This is a genomic window from Gordonia sp. IITR100 (genome assembly GCF_002009645.1).
Classification (GTDB): domain Bacteria; phylum Actinomycetota; class Actinomycetes; order Mycobacteriales; family Mycobacteriaceae; genus Gordonia; species Gordonia hongkongensis.
Window position 1 is genome coordinate 104,797 of record NZ_MVKV01000016.1, and the last position, 12,014, is coordinate 116,810.

The following is a 12,014-nucleotide window of genomic DNA, read 5'->3' on the forward strand; positions in this document are numbered from 1 at the left end:
CCATGGACAAGAACGGCAAATCCGGCGCACACCGTTGCCCACGTCCGCGCGGTCGCCGCCCGGCGGGCGCCTTGCTCGGCTGCGCGTTGGCCGCGTCGCTCACGGTGACGGCCCCGGCCGTGGCCCAGGCGGCCTCACCCGGGGTGGCCCTGCCCGTCCCGATGGTTCCGTCTTCATCGACGTCGGGAGCACAAACGCTGCCCGGCAACGCTTTACGCATCGCGCAGATCGACGCCGCACTGGTCTCGGATGCGGCGCCGGTGGTGGTCGGGTCATGGCCGGACGTGACGTCGGTCGTCCCGACACCGGGGCCGCGGCACCTACGGCCACTCGGTTCGGTGGCGGTGCCGGTCGCCGATGCAGGGGACCGGGTTCGGGTCGGAAACCTGGACCTGACCCGTCCGCGAGCGGTGTCGCCGCAACTGGCCGCGCAGATCTCGGCGGGAGCCGGTGAGATCGTCCAAGGAATCTCGGATGTGTTGCAGAGCAACGGGGTACCGGTCGCGCGGGCCGACCGGGTGGCCGAGCAGATGGTCGGTGATGCCGCGGTCGGTGGCGTCATCGGAGCCGGGGTGGCAGCACCCCTCGCCCTCGCGGTCGGCGGTGTCGTCGGCGGCGGACTGGGTCTGCTCTTCGGTATCCCGTTCCTGCCCACCGGACTCGTCGTCGGTCCCGTGGTGGGGACGGCTCTGGTCGCCACCCTCGTTGCGCTGCCCGCGGTCGCGGCCGGTGTCGCGATCGGTGCGGCGCACGGCTACGACAAGGGCTGGAAGGTGCCGGTCGACAAGCCGCGTCACCTGCGCGCGGACGCCACCGAGGTGTCGGCCGAGCGGGTCGTCGTCCCGCATCAGCCGCGGCATGCCGCCCCGGAGCCGGTCGTACCGCAGGTCACCGGGCCGGTCGGCCGGCAGCTCGCCCCGACCCCCGCGGTGAAGCAGGTCGAACAAATGCGGAGTGTCGGGAGTGGTCCGGCGGACTGCTCCATCGTGCGCAAGATGGAGGTGGCGCTGCAGGGCGGCGTGATCGGAACCTGCTAGCCGCCACGCTCGCGGGAATCCCGTAGCGACGTCGGCCATCGGCGCTCTGTTGCTACAGGATTCGCGAGATCGCGTCGACGACGGTGGCGGCGAGACCGGCGGCCGTGTGTTCGCCGAGCTCGCCGCGCTGTTCGTCGGCGCGCATCATGATGACCGACTCCACCAGCCGGAAGGGGAGCAGCGTCCGCTTGTCGGTGGCGTCGCCGAGTGCCGCGGCCGCCAGGGCGGCGTAGGAGTCGGCCAATTCCTGGCGCGCCGAACGGAATTCGACGAACCGCTGGTCGGCGACCTCGGGTAGCAGGTACAGGGCACCGAGGTTCCAGCGCGACTGTGCCAGCTGATCGACGTCGAAGCGCGCGAGCTCAAGCAGCCGCGCGAGCGCGGGTCCATCCCCGTCGAGGAGTACCCGCGCGCGGTCGAGTGAGGCGACGACTGTCGTCTCCAGCAGGGTCGCGAGAATGTCGTCTTTGGTGCCGAAGTAGTGGTACATCGACGCCTGTCTGATGCCGACCGCCTCGGCGATCATGCGTGTCGACGTCCCGGTGTACCCGTGGCGGGTGAACAATTCGGCAGCGGCGTCGAGGATTTCCTCGCGCGCGGTCTGCCCGCGGCGTCGGGCCTGTACCAGGCGCGGGCGGCCGCGGCCGGTCGGCGTCGGGGCCGTACTCGAGCCGGACAGCATGTCGTCTCCTCAATTGCGTCAACAGATCTCGCAATCCGGGGACTTGCGACCCGGATTTCTCGACCCTAGCCGACAGACCGCGTGCTTCGGCCGTTCGCGGACCTGCCGAACGGGGAAATCCCAGGCGCGTTACGCGGACGTAACGGGAGTTTTCACGACCGGAACAATTCTGTCAATCGATAGAAATCAGCGAGGGCTTACCTATCAGGTGACAGGAAACAGTGCCTGCCTCAACCGTGCTCAACGTGGAGCTTTCTCTCGGAAAGGAAGACCGCGCATGACCTCCACCCCCGAAGTGGCTCCCGCGGCATCGCCCTCATCGGCCGCTGGATCTTCGTCCGGCCCGGGCGCCGGAGATGCCGACGCACACGACCTATCGGCACTCGGCTACGACCAGCAACTCCATCGTTCGCTCGGCAAGTTCGCGTCCTTCGCCGCCGGGTTCTCGTTCGTCTCGATCCTGACCACCATCTTCCAGTTGTTCGGTCTGGGTTTCGGTTTCGGCGGCCCGGCCTTCTTCTGGACCTGGCCGATCGTCTACGCCGGCCAGTTCCTGGTGGCGCTGTGCTTCGCCGAAATCGCGGCGCGATACCCGATCTCGGGCGCGATCTACCAGTGGTCCCGCCGAATGGGCGGCGAGGTCGTCGGTTGGTTCGGCGGCTGGTTCATGATGATCGCGCAGGTCGTCACCGCTGCCGCGGCCGCGATCGCCCTGCAGGTCGTCCTGCCGTCGATCTGGATCGGCTTCCAGATCATCGGCGACGACCCAACCCTCACCACCACGAGCGGTGCGGCCAACGCGGTGCTGCTCGGCTCGGTTCTGCTCGTCATCGTGACCGCGATCAACTGCATCGGTGTCCGGTGGATGAGCCGGGTCAACAGCATCGGCGTCGTCTGCGAACTCGTCGGTGTCGTCGCGGTGATCCTGGCACTGTTCACCCACGCCCAGCGCGGTCCCGACGTCGTCTTCGACACCGGCGTTCCCGGTCAGCAGCCCGGTTACATCTGGGCGTTCATCGTCTCCGGTCTGATGGCCGCGTACGTCATGGTCGGTTTCGGGTCGGCGGGTGAGCTGGCCGAAGAGACGAGGGACCCGCGCCGCGTCGCACCGCGCACTATCCGGATGGCGCTGACCGTCTCGGCCATCGGCGGCGGACTGATGCTGCTCGGCACCCTGATGGCGGCACCCACCCTCGATGAGCAACTCGCGACCGGCGGTCTGCCGTACGTCCTCGATTCCGTGCTCGGCAGCTTCTGGGGCAAGGTCCTGCTCGCCGACGTGGCGGTGGCCATCTTCATCTGTACCCTCGCCATCCAGACCGCCTGCTCGCGTCTGATGTTCTCCATGGCTCGCGACGGCCGGCTCCCGTTCTCGGCGCAACTGGCACATGTCAACAGCCGCACCGGGACCCCGATCCTGCCGTCGATCCTGATCGGTGTGCTCTGCATCGGCATCCTGCTCGTCAACGTCGGCAACTCGGCGATCTTCGCGACCCTCGCCAGCGTGTGCATCATCCTGATCTACCTCGCCTACCTGGCCGTCACCGGCCCGATGCTCTACCGGCGGTTCCAGGGCTGGCCGCATCGCGGCGGCCGGGACACGCCGGCCGTCGACGCCGGTGGCCGAAAGCTGTTCAGCCTGGGCCGATTCGGTATCGTGGTGAACGCCCTCGCGGTGCTCTACGGCGTCCTGATGGTGATCAATCTGGCGTGGCCGCGGGCCGAGGTCTTCGACCCGTCCGGTGAGATGCCGATCCTCCGCTGGGCCGGCCCCATCTGCATCGTGGCGACCGTCCTCGTCGGCATCGCCTGCTACCCCCGCGGAAAAGAACACCCGCGACCGGTGACGACCTCCCCGTCCGCCTGATGCCCCCTTGCTCCCTAATCCGAAAGAACCGCACAACCACTGCTCCCTGAGGAGCGCCCGGAGCTTGCGGAGGGCGCGTCACGAAGGGTCTGGCGAGACGAGTTGCGAAGACCCTTCGTGACGCTCGCAAGCTCGCTCCTCAGGGAGCAGGGGGAGACGTTCGCTAGCTCGCTTCTCGGGGAGCAGGGTGGCACCCGAACACCATCTACAACAAGGAGTTCCGAATGAGCACGATCACCGCGGCGGGTACCGGCACCACCACCGGCGCCCGCGAACACGCCCGTGCGCAGGCCGGTGCCATCACCGACAGCATGCCGGTGGTGCCGCCATCGGCCTGGCCCAACCCGCCCGCAGACGTCCCGCCCACCTCGCTGACCTGGGCGGAGACGGTGCCCGGTGGCCGCTACACCAGCAAGGTCCTGGCACGGGGAACCCGGTTGCGGCTCACCGATGTGGCCGGCGCGGCCTGCGCACATCTGCTGCTCTGGCGCGCCGACGCGCCGTGGGAGCGTCTCAACGTCGCCGACACCGTGAAGGTCCCGTGGCAGGCGTACCTGGGTGCGGGTCATCCGCTCCTCAGCGATCAGGGCCGCGTGCTCGCGACCGTGGTCGCCGACGACTCCGGTCACCACGACGCCCTGTGCGGTACCTCGACCCTCGCGGGCAATACCGCGAGATATGGAGCCGGGGAGGTGCATTCGGGTAGTCCGGCCGGACGTGAGCTGTTCACGCTCGCGGCCGCGAAGCACGGTCTGACACCCACGGATGTGGCGCCGTCGCTGTCGTTCTTCCACGGCGTCACCGTCGACGCCGACGGGACACTGCGCTCGACCGGCAGCGCGGGCCCCGGGCGTTCGGTCGATCTGATCCTGCATCTGCCGTGCACAGTCGCGATCGCCAACACCGCGCATCCGCTCGACCCGTCGCCGCATTTCGACACCACCTCGCTGGAAGTGCTGGCGTGGCAGGCGAAGAGCGACCTCGACACGCTGCTGGCCGAGGTCGCCGGCACCGACCCCGAGTACCAGCGCGCGGTCGCCAACTCCGAAGACGTCTGGGCCGCGGCTCATCACTGAGCCGACCCACAGAGAGGACCACCCATCGTGACCGAGACAAACACCGCACTCATCACCGATTTCGCCTCGCCGCCCGCCGCCGAACTCGCTCTCGTCCCCGGCGCCGTCGTCGACGACGCGCATGTGGGCGACCGGGCTCCGTGGTCGGGCGTCGTCGCCGCCGGCGACGTGCTGACCATCGTCGACCTGCACGGCAACCAGGCCGTCGACACGCTGTTCTACGCCGCCGCCGACACTGCCCAGCGGTATTCGGCCCAGGCGACGATCGCCGCGCAGGGCAACATCTTCCTCACCACCGGCAGCGTGATCCGTGACCACGACTCCACTCCGCTGATGACGATCGTCGCCGACGAGGTCGGCAACCACGACACCCTCGGCGGCGCCTGCTCGCAGGAATCCAACACGCTGCGCTACGGCCACCACACCAAGCACCAGCACGCATGCGTCGAGAACTTCCTCATCGAGGGCAGCCGGCACGGCCTCGGCAAGGCCGACCTCGTCGGCAACGTCAACTTCTTCATGAACGTCCCCATCGATCCCGACGGCTCGCTGGGGATCGTCGATGGGTTGTCCGCCCCCGGCAAGCGACTGGCGCTGCGCGCCGAGGTCGACACCCTCGTGCTCATCTCGAACTGCCCGCAGATCAACAACCCCTGCAACGGATTCGATCCGACGGCGGTGCGCGTCATCGTCACCCGGCCGTCCTGACCTCCGTTCACCTCCACGCCCCCGGGCGTCGCCTGACTCCGACGAGGATCCCACCATCATGTCTGCCACCACCACGGGCGCGGTGACCGTACTGCGGTCCGGTCCGCTCACCACCATCCAGGACTGGCCCGGCCGGGTCGGGTACTGGAAGGTCGGCGTACCCCCCTCCGGTCCCATGGACGACCTGTCCTTCCGGCTCGCCAACATCGCTGTCGGCAATCCGGGGACGGCAGCCGGTCTCGAGATCACGCTGATGGGGCCGGCCCTGCGGTTCGACCGGTCCGCGGTCGTGGCCGTCACCGGGGCGCCGGTCCCGGTGACGATCAACGGAACGGTTGCACCGCAATGGGTTCCGCTGACACTCGAACCAGGTGACGTGCTCGACATCGGATCGATCGGCACCCTCGGCATGCGGGCGTATCTGGCGGTGGGGGGCGGGTTCGACGCCGCCGATCACCTCGGGAGCCGCTCCACCTTCACCATGGGCAAGTTCGGCGGGCTCGACGGGCGGGCACTGGTGGCCGGCGACGATCTCGCGTTGCTGGGTGCGCCGGCCGGCGCACCCCGGCGCATCCTCTCCGACGAGCAGCCGGCGTTCACCAACAGCTGGCAACTGGCGGTGACCGTCGGACCCCACGGCGCCCCGGAGTTCTTCACCGAGGACGACATCGCCGATCTGTTCGCGACCGACTACGAGGTGCACTTCAACTCCGACCGGACCGGTATCCGGCTGATCGGCCCCAAACCCCGATGGGCGCGCGACGACGGTGGCGAGGCCGGCCTGCACCCGTCGAACATCCATGACACCGCCTACTCGGTCGGCGCCCTCGACTTCACCGGGGACACACCGATCCTGCTCGGCCCGGACGGCCCGAGTCTCGGTGGATTCGTGTGCCCGGTGACGGTCACGACCGCGCAGCGCTGGAAGCTCGGCCAGCTGAAGCCGGGTGACACGCTCCGGTTCGTCGCGGTGCGCGGTGACCGTGCGGCCTCGCCCGCCGAGGTGGGGCTGGGCCGGCGGGCGTGCTTCGTCGACGTCCTGTCGTCGGGCGGCGACGCCGACAACGGAATCCTGGGCACCACGACGACCGCCGACGGATCGACCACCGTCACCTACCGCCGGTCCGGCGACGACAACGTGCTCGTCGAGTACGGCGAGATGCACCTCGACCTGGCCCTGCGGGCCCGGGTACATGCGCTGGCCGAGCGGATCGCCGCCGAGAAGCCGCGCGGGCTCATCGATCTCACGCCAGGAATCCGCTCCCTGCAGGTGAAGGCGGACCCGGACGTGTGGTCGCAGGCGCACATGCTGGAGTGGCTGACCGAATGCGAGAGCCAACTGCCGGCCGCCGAAGACCTCGTGGTGCCGAGCCGCACGGTGCACCTGCCACTCTCATGGGACGACCCGGCCACTCGCGAGGCGATCGAACGGTACATGCTCGGCGTGCGGTCCGACGCCCCGTGGTGTCCGTGGAACATCGAGTTCATCCGCCGGATGAACGGCCTGGACTCCGTCGACGACGTGTACCGCACGGTCTTCGACGCGAGCTACCTCGTGCTCGGCCTCGGCGACGTCTATCTCGGTGCGCCGGTGGCCGTTCCGCTGGATCCACGCCACCGCCTGGTCACGACCAAGTACAACCCCGCCCGCACCTGGACCCCGGAGAACGCGGTGGGTATCGGCGGCGCCTACCTGTGCATCTACGGCATGGAAGGCCCGGGCGGTTATCAGTTCGTCGGACGGACAACCCAGGTGTGGAATCACCGGCATCCGTTGCCGGCCCCGGGTTTCGATCCCGAACATCCGTGGCTCCTGCGGTTCTTCGATCGAATCCACTGGTATCCGGTCAGCGCCGAAGAGCTCTTGGACATGCGGGCCGACGTCGCCGCCGGGCGCGGCGACAGCACGAAGATCGTCGACGGTGAGTTCTCGCTGGCCGCGCACCAGCGCTTCCTCGACGAGCACGCCGGCGACATCGCGGCTCGCCGGGAGACGATGGAGATCGCCCGTGCGGAGGAGCGCGAGAGATGGTCGTTACAAGGTGAATTCGCTGCGCGAGCGGCCGGTGTGAGCGTGGCCGACGGCGGAGCGTCGGAGCGCGCGGACGACGAGGAGCGGGTGGCATGAGCAGGATCGACGAGGTGTACGCGCGGATCGCCGAGGCGGATCGTCCGGAGGTGTTCATCACGCTCCGGCCCGAGGCCGAGGTGCGTGCCGAATACGAGCGGTCCGTCGCGACCGGCGGCCCGCTGGCGGGCATTCTTCTCGCGGTCAAGGACAACGTCGACGTCGGCGGTCTGCCGACCACCGCCGGGTGTCCCGGTTTCGCTTTCACCCCCGAGGCCGATGCGCCCGCGGTCGCCGCCCTGCGTGCGGCCGGCGCGGTGGTGCTGGGCAAGACCAATCTCGACCAGTTCGCGACCGGACTGGTGGGTACGCGCAGTCACTATGGTGCGGTGCGGGATTCCCGACGCCCCGACCGCATCTCGGGTGGATCGAGCTCGGGGTCGGCGGTGGCGGTGGCCCTCGGATTCGCCGACATCGCCATCGGGACCGACACCGCCGGGTCGGGTCGGGTGCCGGCGGGCCTGCAGGGCATCGTCGGTGTCAAGCCGACCCTCGGTGTCGTCTCCACCGACGGAGTCGTACCCGCCTGTCGGAGCTACGATGTCCTCACCATCTTCGCCGCCGACCTCGCGCTGGCCGACCGATCGGTTGCGGTGATGGCGAAAGCCGCTGGGACACGCCCCTTCCCGAAGTCTATGCCCTACGCCGCGCCCGAACGCCCGGTCGTCGCCGTGCCCACCGAGCTGCCCGGTCTGGACGACAGATGGCGCGCCGCGTTCGACGACGCGGTGCATCGTGCCGAGGCGGCGGGGCTCATGATCAAGACCATCGACCTGTCGCCGTTCCTCGAGGCCGCCCGGCTCCTCTACGACGACGCGCTCGTCGCCGAGCGATACGAGGCGGTGGGGGAGTACCTCGATTCCGTTGCCGATCCCGGCGCCGCCGGCCTCGATCCGACGGTGTCGGCCATCATCGGTGCGGCGGACCGTTTCTCGGCGGTCGACCTGTTGCGCGCCCGTTGTCGGCTTGCGGACCTTCGTGCGGCGGCGATGGACCAGTGGGGCGATGCGACGGTCCTGATGGTCCCGACCGCGCCGGCGCACCCGACGCTCGCCGAGGTGGCCGCCGATCCGGTGGGCGTGAACTCGCGGATGGGCACGTACACCAACTTCTGCAACCTCTTCGACCTCTGCGGACTCGCGGTGCCGGCCGGGACGGTCATCGAAGGAGACGGCAGCACAGCCCAGTTCGGCGTCACGTTCCTGGGCGTCGCGCATGCCGACGCCGTGCTCGTCGACGTGGCACGTCGCTTCGTCGGTGACGACTCGGTGGCGTCCTCCTGGGCGGAGCCCGACGATGCGATCGAACTCGCGGTCTTCGGGGCGCACATGCGGGGTGGGCCTCTGACGCACGAGCTCAGCGAACGGGGTGCCCGGTGGGCCGGCGAGGTCACCACGACCCAGTCGTACCGTCTGGTCGCACTTGATACGACCCCGCCCAAACCGGGACTGATCCGCGATCCCGAGGCCGGCCGTGCGATTCGCGGCGAGGTGTGGACGCTCGCCCCGTCGGCGCTGGGGGAGTTCCTGGCCGCCCTGCCCGAGCCGATGATGCTGGGCAAGGTCGAGATCGCCGCGGGAGAGAGCGGTCCTGCCCGCTGGCTCGTGGGATTCGGGTGCGCCGCCGACGCCGGTGCCACCGGTCAGGGTCTCGATCGCGACCGCTGGTAGGGGTGGGACGTCTGACCAGAACCGCCGATTCGTGCCATTTCCTCCGATCGACCATCTGTTCACCGAGCGTGATGATTCACTTACTCAGCTCGGGCGGTCGGGGAGAAGAGGGTGGGACGGATGACCAGGTTGGGGCGCAGCGGAATTCAGCGATCGGAGAAGGTCGCTCGACGCGAGAACCGGAAGCAGCGGCGGCAGCATCGTGCGATCGCGGGGGCGGCCGCGTTGGCGACCGTAGCCGCGATCGGAGCGGGGCAGGTCGCGGAGCCGACGGTGGCCGAGGCCGCGGTGATACCACCGGCGATCGGCGAACTCGACGACTGGCTGAACGGTTTCAACAGCGGAAACCCGCTCGGCAGTCTGATCTCCGAGATCGGGAACGGCGCGCTCGCCGACATCGCGGAGCAGTGGCGCATCCAGAGCTGCCTGTCCGGCGGCGTCCGGGACGGGGCCGACTGCTCTCAGTCGAGCACCGAGCTCGGCGGCATCGGACTCGCCGTCGTCCTGCCCGACCGCATCGAGGTGGTGCCGGTCGCGATCTACGATCCGGTCAAGCAGGTGTTCGACACCGTGTCCGGTTCGGTCCTCGGCGACATCCTCCGCTTTCTCGGCATCGACCTGCCGCCGACGATGACCGACGGCCCCGCCACCGAGGGTTCGGCGACGGTCGCCGGGAACGGCTTCCAGTTCGCGCTCGCATACCGTGGCGGCGACGCAACTGCGACATCGTATCTGCCGCTGAGCATCGCGACCGCGGGGGCGAGTGACGGACGGACGGCGAGGTCGTTCGCACTGATCGGGATGGCACACGCGTGGAACACCGGGCCGCTCGACGTCACGGTCCTCGGCGAGACGATCACGACGATCCCCGGCGTCCAGGGCGTGGGTTGCTATGGCGGCCTCACCGGTGCCTATGCCGACGGCGTCGGAGCCTGCGCGAACGTGCTGGGCACCTTCGACTTCCGGTGGCAGCAACCGAACGGCGAACTCCAGTTCGCGCTCACTGACCCGACAGCGCTGATCGCCGATCCGGGAGGGGTTCTCGGCGGACTCGGCGCCGACGTTCTCGAGGGTCTGCTCGCCGGCGCCCTGAGTGGTTCCGGAATCGACTTCGACGGCGACTGGATGTCGCTTTCCAAGGACTTCGCCCGCCTGAGCATCGGGGGCGACTACGACCTGTTCAGCGGGAACTTCCTCCGGCTGACGAGCGATTACGGATTCACGGCTCCGATCACCGTCGACTGGCTGGGTTCGACCGTCACCTTCCGGCCGCTGGTCGAGGTCAACGGCGAGCTCCGGCCGAATCGACTGGGCATGCCGGTCATCGAATTCGGGCAACTCGACACCGGCGAACTCGTCCCCGTGATCCGCATCCCGAGTTACGAGTTCCCGTTCGGCCTGCCCGCCACCGATCCAATAGACACCGGCGCGTCGAACACTGTGGCGCGCACGAGCATGTCGGTCGTCGACACATCGGCGGATTCGGCCGCCACCGACGATGAGACCGACGAGGCCGATAGCTACGTCGGCAAGCACCGCTCGGCGGAGAACTCCTACGTCGGCAAGCACCGGGCGCCGGCGACCTCCGAAGAGGGTGGCGTCGGGAACTCGGATGCCGGAGACTCCGACGCGCCCGAGCCCGGCGGCTCGGACTCCGACACCTCGGATCCTGACACTTCGGATTCCGACGGAGCCGGTTCCGACGCCGCGGACTCCGACGCCGCTGATTCCGACACCTCTGATTCCGATGGCAACGACTCCGGTAGCGACTCGGACTCGAGCGCCGATTCCGATTCCGGCAGCGATTCCGAAGATGCCGCGGCCTGATCCGAAAGTGTTCCAGGCTCGCTGCGCTCTGAGGGGAGGGGGCCGGGCCGGGGATGACTCACCGCCTGGCTATTGGTTGCTGTGAAGGCGGGAACGGTTGATCTCAAGTGCAGCTTCGATCCCCCCGGACCCCACCGGGATCTCTCGCGAAGAGATTGCTAACGACATCTTCCGCGACAGTGCCCCGGTGGGCAGGGGTTTGTTTTAACACTGTGGAGTTGTCAAGGGTCGTGTGGCGTCGGGGTCGATGCCCGAGGGTCTGGTGCGGCGGGGACGGTTAGACGAGTGCGTCGTCGAGTCGCATGGTGCGCCGATTGTAGGCGGGTCGGGGGAGGCGTTTCTGGTCGATGTCGGCGGGTGGGATCAACCAGGGATGCCGGTCCGGGCCCATCACCACCTCCCAGCCGTGGTGATGGACCTGGGTGTGGCAGCGCTGGCAGAGTAGGCAGCCGTTGTCCAGATCCGTCGGTCCGCCGTCGGCCCAGTGGACCAGATGATGCACTTGGGTATGTGCTGCTGGGGCACCGCATTTCACACAACACGCATCCCGCACGACGATCGCCTGACGTAAGTGATGCGGAAACAGTCGTTTCGTCGTTCCCATCCGTAGCGGCACGCCTTCGGCGTCGAGGACGATCTCGGCGCCCGCGCCGTCACACGACAACCGGCGCGCCGTCGACGCCGACACCACGCCCACCCACGGCAGACGCGCCGGATCGGCAGCGTCAGCAGGGATGGTGACCAGTAGTTGGGTGCGTGGTGCTCCTGCGGTGGTCATGGCCGCGCCGATCGCGGCCTGATCGAGCAGGAGTTCCAGCCCGTCGGCGCGGCGCTGGGCGGCGTCGCGGCGGTCGTCGGCGCCGTCGGGCTCGGGGCGTGGGCAGGAGCGTTCGTCGATCATCGTCAAGAATTTTTCCCCGATCACTGCGGTGACGTCTGCGCTGATCGCGACCCGGCCTTCGTCGGTCACCCTGGTGTGCAAGGTGTTCAGCGACGCATCATCGGCCGGCGCGACCGCG

Annotated in this window: 9 protein-coding genes; 7 read left to right on the forward strand and 2 right to left on the reverse strand. The window is 68.8% G+C overall.

Going from position 1 to position 12,014, the window contains the following annotated elements:
* Window positions 1-2 precede the first annotated feature (2 nt).
* Window positions 3-1,037 (forward strand): hypothetical protein, encoded by a 1,035-nt coding sequence (locus B1818_RS19005; protein WP_078113644.1) that lies wholly within the window; start codon window positions 3-5, stop codon window positions 1,035-1,037.
* Between the two features lie 52 nt (window positions 1,038-1,089).
* Here B1818_RS19005 and B1818_RS19010 read toward each other — a convergent pair whose 3' ends face one another.
* Window positions 1,090-1,719, reverse strand: coding sequence for a TetR/AcrR family transcriptional regulator (locus B1818_RS19010; RefSeq protein ID WP_078113645.1), 630 nt, complete (start codon window positions 1,717-1,719; stop codon window positions 1,090-1,092).
* A gap of 277 nt (window positions 1,720-1,996) precedes the next feature.
* Between B1818_RS19010 and B1818_RS19015 the strand changes: the two genes are divergently transcribed.
* The 6 genes from B1818_RS19015 to B1818_RS19040 all read left to right on the forward strand — a co-directional run bounded on the left by B1818_RS19015 (window position 1,997) and on the right by B1818_RS19040 (window position 10,995).
* Window positions 1,997-3,586, forward strand: coding sequence for an amino acid permease (locus tag B1818_RS19015; protein WP_078113646.1), 1,590 nt, complete (start codon window positions 1,997-1,999; stop codon window positions 3,584-3,586).
* Window positions 3,587-3,810: 224 nt separating this feature from the next.
* Complete coding sequence (locus tag B1818_RS19020; protein ID WP_078113647.1) at window positions 3,811-4,662, forward strand: urea amidolyase associated protein UAAP1; 852 nt, start codon at window positions 3,811-3,813, stop codon at window positions 4,660-4,662.
* 27 nt (window positions 4,663-4,689) lie between these two features.
* Window positions 4,690-5,370 (forward strand): urea amidolyase associated protein UAAP2, encoded by a 681-nt coding sequence (locus B1818_RS19025; RefSeq protein ID WP_078113648.1) that lies wholly within the window; start codon window positions 4,690-4,692, stop codon window positions 5,368-5,370.
* 58 nt (window positions 5,371-5,428) lie between these two features.
* The gene (locus B1818_RS19030) at window positions 5,429-7,498 is read left to right on the forward strand and encodes a 5-oxoprolinase/urea amidolyase family protein (protein WP_078113649.1); all 2,070 of its coding nucleotides are present in this window, start codon (window positions 5,429-5,431) and stop codon (window positions 7,496-7,498) included.
* A complete protein-coding gene (gene atzF / locus B1818_RS19035) occupies window positions 7,495-9,168 on the forward strand; it encodes an allophanate hydrolase (RefSeq protein ID WP_078113650.1) in 1,674 nt (557 codons plus the stop codon). Before B1818_RS19030 ends, atzF begins: the two co-directional genes overlap by 4 nt.
* Window positions 9,169-9,288: 120 nt before the next feature.
* Window positions 9,289-10,995, forward strand: coding sequence for a hypothetical protein (locus tag B1818_RS19040; RefSeq protein WP_078113651.1), 1,707 nt, complete (start codon window positions 9,289-9,291; stop codon window positions 10,993-10,995).
* Between the two features lie 277 nt (window positions 10,996-11,272).
* Here B1818_RS19040 and B1818_RS19045 read toward each other — a convergent pair.
* Window positions 11,273-12,014, reverse strand: a 742-nt coding sequence (locus B1818_RS19045; protein ID WP_139363054.1) for an HNH endonuclease signature motif containing protein, incomplete at its 5' end; no start/stop codon positions are given.